The organism is Variovorax sp. HJSM1_2 (assembly GCF_049316285.1).
GTDB lineage: Bacteria > Pseudomonadota > Gammaproteobacteria > Burkholderiales > Burkholderiaceae_C > Rhodoferax_B.
Map to the genome: position 1 here is coordinate 341,099 of NZ_JBMOXA010000002.1, position 15,816 is coordinate 356,914.

13 protein-coding genes are annotated in these 15,816 nt (G+C 63.5%); 2 read left to right on the forward strand and 11 right to left on the reverse strand.

From position 1 onward, the window contains the following. Positions 1 to 26: 26 nt before the first annotated feature. The 8 genes from ACFQ95_RS04040 to ACFQ95_RS04075 all read right to left on the reverse strand — a co-directional run bounded on the left by ACFQ95_RS04040 (position 27) and on the right by ACFQ95_RS04075 (position 9,960). Positions 27 to 1,751 (reverse strand): acyl-CoA dehydrogenase family protein, encoded by a 1,725-nt coding sequence (locus tag ACFQ95_RS04040; RefSeq protein ID WP_422829514.1) that lies wholly within the window; start codon positions 1,749 to 1,751, stop codon positions 27 to 29. A gap of 34 nt (positions 1,752 to 1,785) precedes the next feature. Continuing rightward, positions 1,786 to 3,513, reverse strand: a complete 1,728-nt coding sequence (locus ACFQ95_RS04045; protein WP_422829515.1) for a tannase/feruloyl esterase family alpha/beta hydrolase — start codon at positions 3,511 to 3,513, stop codon at positions 1,786 to 1,788. A gap of 190 nt (positions 3,514 to 3,703) precedes the next feature. Further along, positions 3,704 to 4,693 (reverse strand): Bug family tripartite tricarboxylate transporter substrate binding protein, encoded by a 990-nt coding sequence (locus tag ACFQ95_RS04050; protein WP_422829516.1) that lies wholly within the window; start codon positions 4,691 to 4,693, stop codon positions 3,704 to 3,706. A gap of 78 nt (positions 4,694 to 4,771) precedes the next feature. Beyond that, the gene (locus tag ACFQ95_RS04055) at positions 4,772 to 5,917 is read right to left on the reverse strand and encodes a porin (protein WP_422829517.1); all 1,146 of its coding nucleotides are present in this window, start codon (positions 5,915 to 5,917) and stop codon (positions 4,772 to 4,774) included. Positions 5,918 to 6,109: 192 nt separating this feature from the next. Further along, positions 6,110 to 6,874 carry an SDR family NAD(P)-dependent oxidoreductase gene (locus ACFQ95_RS04060; RefSeq protein ID WP_422829518.1) on the reverse strand — a complete coding sequence of 255 codons (765 nt, stop codon included), beginning with the start codon at positions 6,872 to 6,874 and terminating at the stop codon, positions 6,110 to 6,112. Between the two features lie 28 nt (positions 6,875 to 6,902). Next, positions 6,903 to 7,307: a nuclear transport factor 2 family protein gene (locus ACFQ95_RS04065; protein ID WP_422829519.1), complete on the reverse strand. Its 405-nt coding sequence runs from the start codon at positions 7,305 to 7,307 to the stop codon at positions 6,903 to 6,905. Further along, positions 7,304 to 9,181: a feruloyl-CoA synthase gene (locus ACFQ95_RS04070; RefSeq protein ID WP_422829520.1), complete on the reverse strand. Its 1,878-nt coding sequence runs from the start codon at positions 9,179 to 9,181 to the stop codon at positions 7,304 to 7,306. The genes ACFQ95_RS04065 and ACFQ95_RS04070 overlap by 4 nt, the downstream gene beginning before the upstream one ends. Then, positions 9,178 to 9,960, reverse strand: a complete 783-nt coding sequence (locus ACFQ95_RS04075; RefSeq protein ID WP_422829521.1) for a crotonase/enoyl-CoA hydratase family protein — start codon at positions 9,958 to 9,960, stop codon at positions 9,178 to 9,180. The genes ACFQ95_RS04070 and ACFQ95_RS04075 overlap by 4 nt, the downstream gene beginning before the upstream one ends. A 149-nt stretch (positions 9,961 to 10,109) precedes the next feature. On the opposite strand from ACFQ95_RS04075, the gene ACFQ95_RS04080 reads away from it, so the two are divergent. Next, entirely contained in the window at positions 10,110 to 11,000 is an 891-nt protein-coding gene (locus ACFQ95_RS04080) for an amidohydrolase family protein (RefSeq protein WP_422829522.1), read from the forward strand. Here ACFQ95_RS04080 and ACFQ95_RS04085 read toward each other — a convergent pair. Together ACFQ95_RS04085 and ACFQ95_RS04090 are read right to left on the reverse strand one after the other, a co-directional pair. Then, complete coding sequence (locus ACFQ95_RS04085) at positions 10,997 to 11,695, reverse strand: SOS response-associated peptidase (protein ID WP_422829523.1); 699 nt, start codon at positions 11,693 to 11,695, stop codon at positions 10,997 to 10,999. The genes ACFQ95_RS04080 and ACFQ95_RS04085 overlap by 4 nt on opposite strands. 69 nt (positions 11,696 to 11,764) lie before the next feature. After that, entirely contained in the window at positions 11,765 to 12,979 is a 1,215-nt protein-coding gene (locus tag ACFQ95_RS04090; RefSeq protein ID WP_422829524.1) for a mandelate racemase/muconate lactonizing enzyme family protein, read from the reverse strand. A gap of 327 nt (positions 12,980 to 13,306) precedes the next feature. On the opposite strand from ACFQ95_RS04090, the gene ACFQ95_RS04095 reads away from it, so the two are divergent. Then, a complete protein-coding gene (locus ACFQ95_RS04095) occupies positions 13,307 to 14,608 on the forward strand; it encodes a UDP-N-acetylglucosamine 1-carboxyvinyltransferase (protein WP_422829525.1) in 1,302 nt (433 codons plus the stop codon). An 81-nt stretch (positions 14,609 to 14,689) separates the two neighbouring features. Here ACFQ95_RS04095 and ACFQ95_RS04100 read toward each other — a convergent pair whose 3' ends face one another. Continuing rightward, positions 14,690 to 15,682, reverse strand: coding sequence for a Bug family tripartite tricarboxylate transporter substrate binding protein (locus ACFQ95_RS04100; RefSeq protein WP_422829526.1), 993 nt, complete (start codon positions 15,680 to 15,682; stop codon positions 14,690 to 14,692). Positions 15,683 to 15,816: the final 134 nt, after the last annotated feature.

Below are 15,816 nucleotides of genomic sequence, written 5' to 3' on the forward strand. Positions count from 1 at the left end.
CAGTCCGATCGCAGCCTGGGCGGGTCTCAGCCCAGCGGATTGGGCGCTGGAAGTTGCAAGCGGATGCGGCGCAGCAGCATCTCCAGCGTGGGCAGAATGCGTTGCTGCAGCGCCACGCCTGGCACTTGCCAGCGTGGTGTGTCGGCGCCTGGCGTGTGGGCAATCTGTGTCCAGGCCCAGGCCAGCAGCACCAGGGCCACCACTTGCAGAAAGTCATCGGCCACCACAAAGGGCAAACGCGCATCACCCGCGGCGGCGAGGTGGATTTGTGTGGCGAGGTAACGCAGTTCGGCCATGCGGCGCAAGACCTCGGCATCCAGTGCCAGGCTGGCATCGAGATCTTTGCGCAGCGACAGCCACAGGGCCGCCAGTGCCTCGCCGCCATCGGGCAGAACCTTGCGCAGCAGCAGGTCTATGGCCTGGATTTCGTTCGTGCCCTCGTAGATCATCGGCACCCGTGCGTCGCGCACGATTTGCTCAATGCCCCATTCCCGCACGTAGCCGTGGCCGCCGAACACCTGCAGGCATTCGCTGGCACCGGCAAAAGCCTGCGCGGTGCAACTGGCCTTCAGCACCGGCGTGACCAGGCTGCACCAGTTCTGGGCTTGCTCGCGGCGCTTGGCATCCGGGTGGTGTTTGGCGATGTCGAGTTCCACGCCAGTGCGGTAGGCGAGCACGCGGCCGCCGTCTATCCAGGCCCGCTGGGTGTGCAGGATGTTTTGCACCGCTGGGTGTTCGGCAATCAGGTCGGGCTCGGCGCCGGCCTTGGGCAGGCCTTCGGCGCGTGGGGCGCGCATCTGGCGGCGTTCGTGTGCGTAGTCGTGGGCCTTTTGCCAGGCGGCATCCAGCAGGCCTATGCCTTGCAGTGCAACGTGTACACGGGCCGCGTTCATCATCACAAACATGGCGTTGAGGCCAGCGCCAGCATGGCCGACGAGCCAGCCGGTGGCCTCGTCAAAACGCATCACACAGGTGGGGCTGCCGTGCAAGCCCATTTTTTCCTCTATGCGCTCACACACCACGGCATTGCGTTGGCCGCCGGGCAATCGTTTGGGCACCAGGAAAAGCGACAGGCCCTTGGGCCCGGGCGCGGCGTCCGGCAAACGTGCGAGCACCAGGTGCAGGATGTTCTCGGTCAGATCGTGTTCACCGCCCGAGATGAAAATCTTCGTGCCTTGCAAGGCGTAGGAACCGTCGGCCTGCACCGTGGCGCGGGTGCGCACCAGTCCCAGGTCGCTGCCGGCTTGGGGTTCGGTGAGGCACATGGTCGCCAAACATTCGCCGGTGGCGACCTTTTCCAGATATCGCGCCTGGAGCTCGGCGCTTGCGTGGTGCTTGAGGCATTCGTAGGCGCCGTGCAACAGGCCCGGGGCCATGGTCCAGCCGTGATTGGCGGCGCTGAGCATTTCAAACACCACCCCTTCGAGCACCCAGGGCAGGCCCTGGCCGCCATGCGTGGTGTCGCAGGCCAGCGCGGGCCATCCGGCTTGGCAGAAGGCGCTATAGGCTTTTTGAAACCCGGGTGGCGTGGTCACGCGCCCGTCTTTGAATGTGCACCCCACCTCGTCACCCACTCGGCTCAACGGTGCCACCTCGGCCGCCACAAACTTGCCCGCCTCATCCAAGACCTGCGCCAACAGGCTGCTGTCGGTGTCGGCAAATGCGGGCAGGGCCTGCAATTGCCGCGGCGCCTGCAGCACCTCGTGCAGGATGAACTGGATGTCGGCAAGGTTTGGGCGGTAAGCGGTCATACGAATAGGCCAATGGGTGAGAGTTGAGGGCAGCTTACTGGCAGCTGAAGTTGGCCGCGTTGTTCAAGTCGCCGCTGCCGCTGTAGCGCGCCACCTTGGGGTAGGCGCATAGTGGGCGGCTGCGGTTGGCGGCCCAGTCGGCGGGCAGATCGCTATTGACACTCGCGGCGTTGCCGGCACCACGCGCGGTGGCGACAACGGCATCGGGCGCCTGGCCTTTTTCAACCCAGTTGACCAGCGGCGTCAACATGTCGAACTGGTCGGTGGCCGGGCCGCCGCTGCAGTGGTTCATGCCGGGGACGCGGTAAAAACGGGCGAAGTTGGCCGCGTTTTCGCTGTATTTGCCACGCAGGACTTCGTACCAGGCGGTGGAGTCGTCGCTGGAGAAGATGGGGTCGGCCGTGCCGTGGTACAGCATGACTTTGGCACCGCGGTTGCGCAGTATGCCCAGGTCAGACGGATTCGGTGGCAGCATGAACGCCATGGCGCTTTCGGTGTAGAGCGTGTTGGTGGTGTTGACGGCGGCGAGCATGTTGTCGACGTTGCCGGTCAACGCGAACGTTGTGCCGTTGAAGCTGGCCGTAGGGGTGGGCGGCACACTCCAGATCTGCGCCACGGCGCCGGAGTCGCGCGTCAGCGGCGCGCTGAACTTCCAGCTCGCCCAGCCTGCGGTGTTCAGCCCTGCGTCATACGGGAAGCTGGCGTAGATCCTGGCACCCGCCGAGGTGGTGGCGCCGCTGAACAAGCCGGCGATTCCCGTCTTCTGGGCGCTGCTCAGGCAAGTGCCATCGCGCGCGCCGGAGCAGGTGGGCACATCGCGCTCCAGATTAAAGGCGGCCTGGCAGGCGCCAGTGTCTTGTACCAGGCCGTCGGTGGCGCCATCGAGTGCATCACACTTGTTCAGCACGGCCTTGCTGACCAGGCTGCGCTCGGCCGTGGTAAAGCCGGTGGCTGGGTCTGATGGTGTGCTCGCCAGCTTGGCGTATTGCTGAACCCCGGCGATGTTGGCAATGGCCGCCAGCGGCAAGCGGTAGCCCGGATTGCCCACCAGAAAGCCGTCGTACTGCGCTGCATAACGCGACGCGGCCACCATGGCGTGGCGTCCGCCGTTGGAGCAGCCGCCGATGTACGAGCGGTCTGGCGCTTTGCCGTAGGCGGTTTGGATCAGGCCTTTGGCCATGGGCGTGAGTTTGCCCACGGCCTGGTAACCGTAGTCGAGCCGCGCTTGCGGGTCTATGCCGAAGGCCGAACCTATGGTGGGGCCGTGGCCGGCATCCGAGCTGATCACCGCAAAGCCCATGTTCAAGGCATTGTCGAGTGCTGCGCCGCCATTGATGCCACCGGTGGCGGTGACCACGCTGCCATCGGTGCCACCGTTGGCCTGGTAGAAGAAACGGCCGTTCCAGTCGTTGGGCAGGCGCATTTCAAAACCAATCGCATACGCCACACCATCGACGGGGCCCACGCGGTCAAACATCCTGCCGGTGACCCGGCAGTGCGCACGCACCGGTTTGCCGGCTACGGTGAGGCCGCCGGCGGCGACGGTTTCAGTCGCCGTGACCGTGGTGTTGGCGAAGCTGAATTTGCTCGCCAGGTCGGTGCAGGACTGCAGCGCCGCAGCGCTGGCGGCCGTGAGTTGCGGCAAGGGCACATCGACCAAGCTGATCGCGTCGCTGCCGCCGCCACACGCTGCCAGGAATGGCGTGGCGAGGGCTGAGGCCAGGATCCAGCGTGTGGAAGCGCTGTGGTGGGGAACGTGCATGTTTGACTCCTCTCGAATGGTTTTTGATCTACTGACTTGCACAAAACACGAAAACACCCGGAATGCACCGGAATACCGCAAAGCCGCTGGTGCATCGATGCAGGATGGGCGGGGCTGGCTTTTGCAGGCGTAGCTTCCCCCTGGGCGCTCTCACGCGCCCATCTCATCTCACATCGAACGAGGTCAGGCTTTAAGAATCTGCCGAGAAACCGATCTGCTTGACCAGCGGCCCCCAGCGCTCGTACTCGGCGTGTTGCGAGCGCGCCATTTCTTCTTGGGTAGAACCGGCGGGAATCAAGCCCACCATGGCCAGGCTGTCGAGCACGCTTTTGTCTTTGAGCGCCTGGTTGATCACCGCATTGGCGCTGGCCTGCACGGCTGCTGGCGTCTTGGCCGGTGCGTAGAAGCCAAACCATTCTTCGACCACCAGGTCAGCGAAGCCTTGTTCGGCAAAGGTCGGCACATCGGGATAGTAGGGCGAGCGTTTTGGCCCGGACGTGGCCAGTACCCGCAGCTTGCCGGCCTTGGCGTAGCTGAGGTAGTCGCCCGATGGGTTCATGGTGGCTGCAATTTGGCCGGCCACCAGGTCGGTGATGCCAGGCACCGTGCCGCGGTAGGGCACGTGTTTCAGTTCCACCTTGCTGCGAATGCCGAGCAAGGCGCCCAGCAGGTGTGGCATGCTGCCGGCGCCGGGCGAACCGTAATTGGCCAGAGTTGGGTTGGCGGTGGCCCAGTCCAGAAAGTCCTTCAGCGTTTTCACCGAGGCCGGCACCATGGGGCCTACGGCCAGGCCGTGGTGCATGACGGCGCCTATCGAAATCAGTGCAAAGTCTTCCGGCTTGTAGCTCAGCTGTTTGTAGATATAGGGGTAGACCGACATCGCCGACACCGGCGCCAGGGCCAGCACCGAGCCATCGGCCGGCGCGCTCTTCAACGCTTCAAGCGCAATCCGGCCACCGGCGCCGGGCCGGTTGTCGACCACGGCGGGGTTGGGGGTGTAGGCCGTGCCGGCCAGTTTTTCGCCCACGCGGCGCGCCACGCTGTCACCCGCGCTGCCCGGTGGGAAGCCGTAGAAAATTTTGACTTGCGCCAGGCCTTGGGCCAGGGCGGAGAGTGGGTGCAGGGCCGTGAGCGCGGCGATGCCGGCAAGGCTTTGGGTGAAATGGCGGCGGGTGGTCATGTTGTCTCCTGTGGGCTGTTCGAAAGTGGTTTGTGCTGCGCCGGGTCTGGGCCCGGCTGCAGCAGACTTCAAAGGTTTTTAGAACACGTGGCGTATGCCCACGTTGAAACCGGTTTGGGTAGCGCCGGGCGTGGTGTTGCTGCCAGGTGAGCCGCCGCTGACCGACACCGTGGCCAAGCTGTCGTTGTTGATGAAGCCGAACTGGGTGTAGACGGCGGTGCGTTTCGACAGGTTGTAGATGGCGCGGGCGACCAGCATGTTCGAGTCGTAGTTCGACACGTTTTTGTAGCTCAGGTTGAGCCATTGGCCTTCAACGGTCAGCGCTTCGGTCAAGGGGTAAGAGGCGCCCAGGTACCACAGGTCGCTGCGTGGCTTCACTGCATCACCGTCGTTGTCGCGCCGCAGCAGGCCACCACCGATCTTCACGCTGGCCAGCTTGACGTAAGCACCCACGGACAGGCGGTCATCGTGTTTGCTGCTGGAGTTCATGCCGCCAAACACCAGGTCGGTGGCCGATGTGGTTGTGCGGCCATTTTGGCTGTCATAACCAACGGCCAGACCCCAGCCAGGGGTGTCGTACTTGGCGTACAAGGACCATTGGCGGCAGGCCTGTTTGTCGGCACCGCTTTCGCCGGCGCAGTTGGTTCCTGCGGGGCTGGGGCCGGCGTTCACCGCATCGCGGCCAAAGCTGTAGCCCGCACCCACGGCCAAGCCGCCGAAGTTGGCGCGGTAGGCCACCGAATTGTCGACCCGGGCATTCGGAATATAGGCATCGAGCGAGCCCAGGCCGTACACGGCGGGGCCGATCAGATCGGCATCGAGCATGGACCAGAACAGCATCGAGTATTGACGGCCCAGGCTCACCGCACCCCAGTTGCCGCTCATGCCCACCCAGCTTTGGCGCCCCATGGCGCGGCCACCCTGGTTGGAGGTACCTTGGTCGGGCGCAATGCCAGCTTCCAAGGTGAAGTTGGCTTTCAGGCCGCCGCCCAGGTCTTCGCTGCCACGCAGGCCCCAGCGCGAAGGCAGGAGGCTGGTGGTCGATGGCATGCGTGTGATGCTGCCGCCGCCGGTGCTGGCCACGTGGTTCAGGTGCTCGACACCAACGTCGACGATGCCGTACATGGTGACGCCAGAAGCGGTTTGTGCGTGGGCAGTGGTGGCAGCCATGCCGGCGGAGATGGCCAATGCGGCCACGGCGGTTGCGATGCGGGTATGTCTCATTGCCAGGAATCCTTCTTTTTTTAGCGTGGTGGTCGTTCGAATCTGCTGCGGGCGGGTGTTGCTGCAGAGGTTCGCTCTAACGTAGATGACGGCCGAATGGCGCGACATGTGCGGGGGCACTAGGGACATGCAGGCCGGCGGTGGCCGCCTGCATTGGAAAACGTATGGCCCCATCTGGGGCCCTGCGGCGGTTCATCGTGGCGCCATGCGCAGGGCGCCGTCCAGGCGTATCACCTCGCCATTGAGGTGGCCGTTCTGCACGATGTGCAGTGCCAGGTCGGCAAACTCTTCGGGCTTGCCCAGGCGCTGCGGAAACGGAATCGACTTGGCCAGCGACTCCTGCACCGCTTCGGGCAGCTCCTGCATCAGCGGTGTGGCAAACAGGCCGGGAGCGATGGTGCAGACGCGGATGCCGTGCTGCGCCAGATCACGCGCCATCGGCAGGGTCATGCCCACAATGCCGCCCTTGGAAGCGCTGTAGGCCTGTTGGCCCACCTGACCGTCGAATGCGGCCACGGATGCGGTGAACAGCATCACCCCGCGCGCGCCGTCTTCCAGTGCGGGCAGCTTGGCGCAGGCCGCCGCAAACAAGCGGCTGATGTTGTAGCTGCCAATCAGGTTGACGTTGACCACCCGTGCAAAGTCTTCCAGCGCTGCGGGGGTGCCGTCGCGGTTGATGATGCGTTTGGCCGAGCCTATGCCGGCCACGTTCATCAAGATGCGTGCCGGGCCGTGGGCCTCGGCGGCACGCGCTATGGCGGCTTCCACCGAGGCGGTGTCGGTGATGTCGCAGGTGCAGGCGACACCGCCAATCTCCTGCGCCACCAGCTGGGCGCGCTCGGTGTTGCGGTCGAACAGCGCCACCTTGGCACCGGCCGCCGCCAGCGCACGCGCCGTGGCTTCACCTAGGCCGGAGGCGCCTCCGGTGACGATGGCGGCTTGGTCTTTCAACAGCATGGGGTTTGTCTCCTAGGGGCTTTCCGCTTTAAGCGTTGGCGTATTTGTCGCCCACTTCTTCGCGCAGCGGGTGGGTGTCGTAGACGATGGTCATCAGGCTGATGCGGTCGCTGCCAGGCTTGAAGTCGAAGACATCGACACAGGTGAAGGTGACAAGCTTGCCGTCTTTCAAGGTCCAGTCGTAGCGAAAGTAGGCTGCCACACGTGTGCCATTGGTGGCTGGCTCGACGCTGGCAAACAGGTCGATGGGCGTGATCACGCTGCGCGACGAGGCCGACGCCAGCTTGGGGAAGAAGTCACTCGCGCGCATGCTGCCCAGGAAGGGCGAAATGACCTCACCATCGGGCGCGAAGCTGGCCACCAACGCAGGCACGTCGCTGGCATGCAAGGCTTTGAGGTAGCGGCGCACGGTGTCGAGTTGGGCGGTGCTCATGCGGCGGCTTTCTGCGGTTTCAGCGTATGGGGCAGGGTGTCGGCATGCAGCGCCTGCACCGTGGCATCGCGGTGCTTCAGCACGGCGCGTTGGTTGATCGAGCCTTTGTCGGTGACCTCGCCCTTGTCTATGGACGGGGCATCACTTTCCAGATGCGCGCGGGCAATGCGGTTGGCGCTGCCTGTGCTGCTGGCCGAAAGGGTGTTGAGCAACTCTTGGAAGAAGGCTTGCACGGGTGCGCTGTCTAGGACTTCGCGCAGGCTTGCGTCTTTCGCCAAGCCCGCCAGCGTGCGCACTTTTTGTGTGGGGAAAATCAGTGCGCCCACTTCCTTGAGGTTGAGACCGGTGAGCACCACGTCCTGCACATAAGGTGCGCCCGCGGTGGTGATCCTGGCGCGCAACGGGCCCACGCTGACAAAGGTGCCGGTGGCGAGTTTGAAGTCTTCGGCAATACGCCCGTCAAAACGCAGGCCACGGTGGATGTTGTGCTCGTCTATCCAACCCACGGCGTCGCCGGTGCTGAAGAAACCTTCTTCGTCAAACGCCTCTGCCGTGGCTTCGGGGTTGCGCCAATAACCGGGCGTGATGTTGGGGCCGCGGTAGCGCACTTCGGTTTTGCCGTCGATGTCGACCAGCTTGAGTTCTATGCCGGGTGCGGGCAAACCCAGATCGCCAGACTGCACTTCGGGGCCGGTGATGTAGAGCGCAAACGGGCCGGATTCGGTCATGCCCAGGCCGGTGCCCATGACGATGCGTTCGCCCACTTCGGCCTCTTGTGTGCGGTGCAGGCTGTCCCATACCGGCTGGGCCAAGGCGGCACCGGCGTAGAAGAACATCTTCACACGCGACAGCAGATTGCGCCGCAACTGGGCGTCGGTTTCCATCGCCTGGGCGATGGCTTCAAAACCGGTGGGCACGTTGAAGTACACGGTGGGCGCAATCTCGCGCAGGTTGCGCAGGGTCTCGGCCATGCCAGCGGGTGTGGGTTTGCCGTCGTCGATGTAGAGTGTGCCGCCGTTGTCGAGCACGATGCCTACGTTGTGGTTGCCACCAAAGGTGTGGTTCCACGGCAGCCAGTCGATTAACACCGGTGGCTCGTCGCCCAGCGCCGGAATGCAGTGGCGCAGTTGCTCTTGGTTGGCGCACCACATGCGGTGAGTGTTGATCACCGCCTTGGGCAGCTTGGTCGAGCCCGAGGTGAACAAAAACTTGGTGATGGTGTCGGGGCCGGTGGCGGCCATCGCGGCGTCTACCGCAGCGCTGGCGGCTGTGTTTAGCAAGGCATCAAGCGTGGTGGTGGCGCGGCCATCGATCATCCCTTCGCCCAGCACCACTTCAGCATCGGCTGGCACGGCTTGTGTGATGGCGCGGCCATAACGTTTTGCGTCGGCGGCGAACACCAGGCCGGGTGTCAACGCGCCAAAAACGTGGCGCAGTTTCTCGTAGTCCTGGCTCACGGTGGAGTAGGCCGGCGAGACCGGGCAGTAAGGCACACCGGCGACCAGACAGCCCAGCGCGATCAACGCGTGCTCTATGCTGTTTTCGCTGAGGATGGCCACGGGGCGTTCGGCGCTCAGGCCGCGGTCGAGCAGCGCCTGGGCGATGCTGCGTGCGTGTTGCAGCGCCTGGGCGTAGCTCACGCGCACCCAGTCGCCGGTGGTGCCGTCAAGCAGGCGTTCGCGGCGGGCGATGAAGGTGGTGTCGGGTTGTGTGGCGGCCCAGTGATGCAGTCGGTCGGTCATGCGTTCCACAAACGGCTGCAACGTGGCATCGGCCCGTAGGTAACGCACACCGGGCGCACCTTCGCGCACCACGCCGCGTGTCACGCCGAAGGTCAGCGGACGGTATTTGATCTGACCGGCTGCGTTGCTCATGACTTGCTCACCTTGGCGGCGCGGCCGTCGAGAAACGCACGCACACGGTCCTTGGCTTCGGGGGCGCTTTGGGCAATGGCGGCCATCAGGGCTTCGGTCATCAGGCCCTGGTCGGACGGCTGCTCGGCGATGCGCGGCAGGGCGTGCATCAGCGCATAGTTGGTCAGCGGTGCATTGGTGGCGATGCGTTTGGCCAGTTCCAGCGCCTTGTCGAACGCACTGCCGGTGGGCACCAGGTATTGCGCAAAACCGGCGCGCTCGCCGTCTTGGGCGTTGTAGACGCGGCCGGTCATCATCATGTCGGTCATGCGCGCCACGCCAATCAGTTTGGGGATGCGCACGGAACCACCGCCGCCGACAAAAATGCCGCGCGAGCCTTCGGGCAGGGCGTAGAACGTGGTTTCGTCGGCCACCCGAATGTGGCAGGCGCTGGCCAGCTCCAGGCCGCCGCCGACCACCGCACCGTGCAAGGCCGCAACCACGGGCACGGGGCCGAACTGCAGGCGTTCCAGGGCGCTGTGCCACATGCGTGAGTGGTGCAGGCCCTGGCCGGCGTCACGTTCCTTGAGTTCGCTTAAATCGAGGCCGGCGCAGAAGTGTTCACCTTCGCCGTCGATCACGGCCGCACGCACGCTGGCGGGGAATTGGTCAAACTGGTCGCGCAGGGCCAGAATCAGTCCGTCGTTTAATGCGTTGCGCTTTTTGCCACGCGTCAAACGCACGACGGCAACTTCCTGTTCTTCGCCGTGGAGTTCGAAATGGAGATCGGTTGAGGTCATCTGTGTGTTTCTTTCTGGTGTGGATTATGGTTATGGAACATAATCAATTCAAGCGAGCAATTTAGTTTTTTATTGGGGTTATCCCGTGCTGTTCGCCAACTTGTTTCACGGGTGATTGGCCCGTGCGCTGTTTTGTTTGAGGAGACTTTATGGACTACAAGAATCTCGTCGCGATTGATATCCACACCCACGCCGAGGTGGGTTGCTGGAACCCGTTTGACAACTACGCCGAAGAGTACGACCGGGCCGCCGACAAGTATTTCAAATCGAGCCGCCGGCCCACCATTCCCGAGACGATTGCGTATTACCGCGAACGCAAGATCGGCTTGGTGATGTTCACGGTGGACAGCGAGTCACAGATAGGCCGGCGCCGCATTCCAAACGAAGAAATCGCCGAAGCTGCGCGTGACAACAGCGACATGATGATCGCCTTTGGCAGCATAGACCCGCACAAGGGCAAGATGGGCGCACGTGAAGCCGAGCGGCTGATCACCGAACACGGCGTGCGCGGCTTCAAGTTCCACCCCACGGTGCAGGGCTACCATCCTTACGACCGCATGGCCTGGCCGATTTACGAGGTGATCAACGCGCACAAGCTGCCAGCCATCTTCCACACCGGGCATAGCGGCATTGGCAGCGGCATGCGTTGTGGCGGCGGCCTGCGGCTGGAGTACAGCAACCCCATGCATCTGGACGATGTGGCGATTGATTTCCCCGACATGCAGATCGTGATGGCGCACCCCAGTTTTCCGTGGCAGGACGAGGCCTTGAGCGTGGCCACACACAAGCCCAATGTGTGGATAGATTTGTCGGGTTGGAGTCCGAAGTACTTTCCCAAGCAACTGGTGCAATATGCCAACACGCTGCTCAAAGACCGCATCCTGTTTGGCAGCGACTTCCCGCTGATCACGCCCGACCGCTGGATGAAAGACTTTGAAGACGCGGGCTTCAAGCCCGAGGTGATGCCCGGCATCTTGAAAGACAACGCCGTGCGTTTGCTGGGGCTGGACAAGGCCGCTGCCAACGCTGCGGCGGTTTAAAACAAACCCTTGGGAATCTTGTCCGCCTTGGTTTCCAGTGGATTCGCGGTCAGCCAGTTGGCCGGGTACTGGCGCATGAATTCCTTGGCCTTCTCTATGCGCACCGTGAGCCAGGCATCAACCGCGCCTTCGTTGAGGATGACCGGCATGAAGCCGTCGTTACCCGCAGGCTTGTAGCGGCGCATCAAGGCGTGGCTATTGCTGTTGACCGTCAGCAGGGTGTAGCTCAACAACGGCTCGCCTTCGGGCCCGCTCCAACTGGCCCACAGGCCGGCCACGGCCATGGGTTTGCCGTCGACACGCGAGATGCGTGTGGGCACGGCCTTGCCGCTGCGCAAGTCGTCCACCCAGAAGGCCTGCATGGGCACGATGCAGCGCTGGTTCTGCAGCCAGGCATCGCGAAAGTTCTTCGAATTGGCGGCGGTCTCGGCGACGGCATTGACCAGCTTGGTGGCGCGCAGCTTGCCATCGGATGCGGACTTGACCCAGTGCGGCACCAGGCCCCATTGGGCCGGGATGAGTTCGCGGGTGATGGTCGCGCCCTCGGGTGCGTCAGCCTCTGCGGGCCGTGCGCGTATACACAGCCCCGGCTTGCGCGGCCACATGTCGCGCGCACCCAATGCGGCGGGCGGCGCCACGTGAAAGGCTTCGGTAAAGGATTCGGCGCGTTGTATGGTTTCGTAATGGGTGCTCATGCCGGCATGGTAGCCGCCGCCGGGCCGCGCGCTGCCGATGTGCTCACGTCAACATCCATTTGCTGGCTCTCAGGCCTCCCAGCGCAAGGGCACACGTTCTGTGAGCATCTGCAGTTGCGGCAAGTGCAACTGCAGGCCCAGGCCGTGGCCCTTGGGCAGCACGGTCTGGCCGTGTTCAATCGGCGCGAAGGCCGGCGTCACCAAGGCTTGAAACAGCGGGCTTTCGTCAAATTGCATCTCCAGCATGTCGAATGCCGGCAGCACACTGGCCAGATGCAAGCTGGCGGCATGGCAGATGGGCCCGCTAGGGTTGTGGGGCGACACCTGCACGCCGAGCGCCGCGCAGTGCTGCGCCAGGCGCAACATCTCCGCCATGCCGCCGACATACTTCACATCGGGCATCACCACGTCGTAGGCGCCGGCTTCGCAGTAAGGGCGAAAGCTGTCCCAGCCTATGTTTTCTTCCAGGCCAGCAAGGCGCACACCTTGCGCGTTGGCTTGTGTGCGCAGACGTGTCAAGGCGGGAATGTTCTCCGGCACCTCGGGTAGCGGGCACTCGACCCAATACACGCCAAGTGCCGCCGCCGCGTCGTTGAGGTGCCGCGCCGTGGCCTCGTCAAAGCGCCAATGGCAGTCGACCATGAGGCGCGCCTGCGGCCCCACCACCTCGCGCACCGCGGCCACGCGCGCCAGCCCGGCTTGCATGGCTTGCACACCGTTGCCCTGGGCGCATAGGCTGGTGTTGACTTCGTCAAACGGCGCCAGTTTGTAGGCGTTGAACCCGGCGGCCTGTGCCGTGGCGGCGCTCTGCGCAAAACCCTGGGGGCTGCGCAAAACCGTGCGCCGGTTGATGTTGGCGTAGACCGGAATGTGCTCGCGTAGCGCGCTTGGTGATGCGCCCGATGGTGTCGCCGCCAACCCTTGTGCCGCATGCTGCGCCAATACTTTTGCCAACGGTTGTTGCAGGCGCTGAGCGTGTAGCGACCACAAGGCCTGGTCGATGGCACTGATGATTGCCGCCTGCGGCAAATCGGCCGGTGCCGCTTTTTCTGCCAGCGCCCAGGGTTCCAGCGGCCTGGCTGTTGGCAGCAGTGCCGGGAACAGCCGGGCTGCGGTGGCCGTCAGTGCGTCCTCCTGGCCGTTGAGGGTGGCCTCAGCTTCGCCGGTCAGGCCGTCGTAGGTGCACAGCTGCACAAAGCACCAAATGGTTTTCGGGCTGATACGGGCGGTGTGCAGAGTCGCGCAGCGCAGGTGGGGCAGGGGAAGGCGGCTGACGGCGGTCATGTGGGCTGGCCGCCGATCACAAATCTCGGCCTTGGTGGCGAACGGTGCATGGCGGTGTGTCTTTGGATTTGATCAAATGAATCGATAAATTAACATGATTTTTCTTTGAATTGAATTTTTTGATCAAAAAATCCGTTTGTCTTCACGCCGCATCTGGTTTCGCAGCACCGCCCCAGACGGCGCGCAAGCTTGCCGCGCCGAACTGGCAGCTCATCTGAACAGGCTCTTACAGCGCAGCGCACAAGAAGGCGGACAATGGCGGCTATTTTTTCCCCTGGCGTTGCCTAAAAATGCGCACGCTAGCCCCCCGTTCACCCTGGTTTCAACATGTCCAATCTCATCGTTCACGGCGGTACACCGCTACGCGGTCGCATCACGCCGTCGGCCAACAAAAACGCCGTGTTGCCGGTGTTGTGTGCCACGCTGCTCACGCGTGAGCCCCTGCGCCTGCTGGGCGTGCCGGACATCACCGACGTACGCAAGATCCTGGAGATCTTTCGCACACTGGGTAGCCATGTCCACATGGACCACGCCAGCGGCACGCTGGAGTTGCACCACCAAAACACGACATTTGATGCGGCGCAGCACCGCCTGCCCGAGGAGATGCGCTCGTCCATCATGCTGGTGCCGCCGCTGTTGGCGCGATTTGGCGTGGCCCGGCTCGAAGACAACGTGAAGGGCTGCACCCTGGGTGTGCGCGAGATCGACCCACACGTCGACGTGTTTCGCCGCTTTGGCAGCCAGGTCGAGCGCGCCGATGGTTCACTGATCGTGCGCACACCCGGCCGTCTGACCCCGACCAATCACTGGCTCGACTACGCTTCGGTGACGACCACCGAAAACTTCGTGTTGTGTGCTGCCGCAGCCGATGGCACCTCCACCCTCACCAATGCGGCGTGTGAACCACACGTGCAGGAGTTCTGCCGCTTCATGGTGATGATGGGCGCACGCATAGATGGCATGGGCACCTCGCGTGTCACGGTGCATGGTGGTGCCCAGCTCGGCGGCGGCGAATTCCGTTTCGACGAAGACTTTCATGAGATCACCACCTTCCTGGCGCTGGGGGCGATCACCGGCGGTGATGTGGTGGTGCGCAACAGCGCGCCGGAGAACTTTCCGCTGATCGACCGCACGTTTGCCAAGTTTGGCGTGCAGATCGTGCACGAGGACGGCTGGTCGCGTGCCATTCGTAGCGGGCCGCTGAAGGTCGAGACCCCGTTCACCAGCAATGTGCTGACCAAGGTGGAGGCCGCGCCCTGGCCTTATTTCCCGGTCGACCTGCTGCCCATTTTTATTGCCCTGGGTGTGTGTGCCGAGGGCAACGCCATGTTCTGGAACAAGGTGTACGACGGCGCCTTGGGCTGGACTGGTGAGCTGTCGAAATTTGGCGCCCACGTGTTTGCCTCCGACCCCCACCGCATCGTCACCTTTGGCGGGCACAAGCTGACGCCCGCCGTGGTGGAGAGCCCCTACATCATTCGCGTGGCAATTGCGCTGTTCATGGTGGCCGCCAGCATAGACGGGCGCTCCGAGATTCGCCACGCCGCGCCGATTCGCCGTGCTCACCCGCACTTTGTGGAAAACCTGCGCAGCCTGGGTGTGAATGTGGAGTGGACCAGCGAAGAGTGATGTTGCCGGGCTGATGGGGCCCAGTAAATTCCAGTAAAAAACGCGCCCTCGGGCGCGTTTTGCATTTAGGGGCAGTGGTGTTCAGTCCGGCTTGATGTTGGCCGCCTTGATCACCTGCGCCCACTTGTCGACTTCGGCCTTCTGGAAGCTGGCAATCTGTGGGGGTGTCAGGTCGGCCGGCTCCATGCCGAAGTTCTTCAGCTTCTCCTGCATGTCTGGCTTGGCCAGGATGGTGCGGATTTCCTTGTGCAGACGCTCGATGACGGGTGCGGGTGTATTCGCCGGCACAAAAATGGCCTGCCACGACACCACTTCAAAGTCCTGCAAACCGGGCACTCCAGACTCGGCCACGGTGGGCACATCGGGCATGGAGGCCAGGCGTTTGGCCGAGGTCACGGCAATGGCGCGCAGCTTGCCGCTCTGTATGTGTGGGCCGGCCACCACGGTGGTGTCGAACATCATGTCGACCTGACCGCCGATCACGTCCTGAATCGCCGGGCCGCTGCCTTTGTAGGGAATGTGTGTGAACTTCACGCCCGACTTGTAGGCCATCAGTTCCAGCGCCAGATGCTGCGAGGTGCCGGTGCCGGCCGAGGCCGACGACAAGCCGCCTGACGACGCCTTGGCCTTGGCCGCATTCACCACGTCCTTGAGGGTCTTGTAGGGGCTGTTCTGGTTCACCACCAGCACCACCGGGTTGGTGCCGATCAAGGTGACCGGGGAGAACGATTTGATAGGGTCGTAGCCGATCTTCGGATACAGGCTGACGTTGATGGCATGCGAGCTGATGGTGCCGCCCAGCATGGTGTAGCCGTCCGGGGCCGCACGCGCCGCGATCTCCGAGCCCACGCTGCCGCCCGCGCCACCTTTGTTGTCGATGATCACCGAGGTGCCCAGCGTGGTGCCGAGTTGCTGCGCGATCAAGCGGCCCAACACGTCGGTCGTGCCACCCGCGGGAAACGGCACCAGATAGGTGATGGCCTTGCCCGTGGGCCAGTTGCCCTGTGCCCAGACCGGCAGGGCGGCGGCCGCCAAGGTGGCGACGGCGGTGTGTATAAGTGTGCGGCGTTGCATGCTAAATCTCCTCTGGTGCCTATAAGAAAAAATGCCCGCAGACGCCTGTTGCATCTGCGGGAACAGCTACTGTTTTAATAGTTTTAGCTGCGGTGTAGATCACCCCTGTCTTCACGCGTGGAACACTTTGGCCC

Bases quoted from the DNA above. Each gene is read 5' to 3' on its own strand.
- ACFQ95_RS04045 (WP_422829515.1), bottom strand. From the start codon at position 3,513: ATGCACGTTCCCCACCACAGCGCTTCCACACGCTGGATCCTGGCCTCA.
- ACFQ95_RS04065 (WP_422829519.1), bottom strand. From the start codon at position 7,307: ATGAGCACCGCCCAACTCGACACCGTGCGCCGCTACCTCAAAGCCTTG.
- ACFQ95_RS04050 (WP_422829516.1), bottom strand. From the start codon at position 4,693: ATGACCACCCGCCGCCATTTCACCCAAAGCCTTGCCGGCATCGCCGCG.
- ACFQ95_RS04060 (WP_422829518.1), bottom strand. From the start codon at position 6,874: ATGCTGTTGAAAGACCAAGCCGCCATCGTCACCGGAGGCGCCTCCGGC.
- ACFQ95_RS04055 (WP_422829517.1), bottom strand. From the start codon at position 5,917: ATGAGACATACCCGCATCGCAACCGCCGTGGCCGCATTGGCCATCTCC.
- ACFQ95_RS04070 (WP_422829520.1), bottom strand. From the start codon at position 9,181: ATGAGCAACGCAGCCGGTCAGATCAAATACCGTCCGCTGACCTTCGGC.
- ACFQ95_RS04075 (WP_422829521.1), bottom strand. From the start codon at position 9,960: ATGACCTCAACCGATCTCCATTTCGAACTCCACGGCGAAGAACAGGAA.
- ACFQ95_RS04100 (WP_422829526.1), bottom strand. From the start codon at position 15,682: ATGCAACGCCGCACACTTATACACACCGCCGTCGCCACCTTGGCGGCC.
- ACFQ95_RS04080 (WP_422829522.1), top strand. From the start codon at position 10,110: ATGGACTACAAGAATCTCGTCGCGATTGATATCCACACCCACGCCGAG.
- ACFQ95_RS04040 (WP_422829514.1), bottom strand. From the start codon at position 1,751: ATGACCGCTTACCGCCCAAACCTTGCCGACATCCAGTTCATCCTGCAC.
- ACFQ95_RS04090 (WP_422829524.1), bottom strand. From the start codon at position 12,979: ATGACCGCCGTCAGCCGCCTTCCCCTGCCCCACCTGCGCTGCGCGACT.
- ACFQ95_RS04085 (WP_422829523.1), bottom strand. From the start codon at position 11,695: ATGAGCACCCATTACGAAACCATACAACGCGCCGAATCCTTTACCGAA.
- ACFQ95_RS04095 (WP_422829525.1), top strand. From the start codon at position 13,307: ATGTCCAATCTCATCGTTCACGGCGGTACACCGCTACGCGGTCGCATC.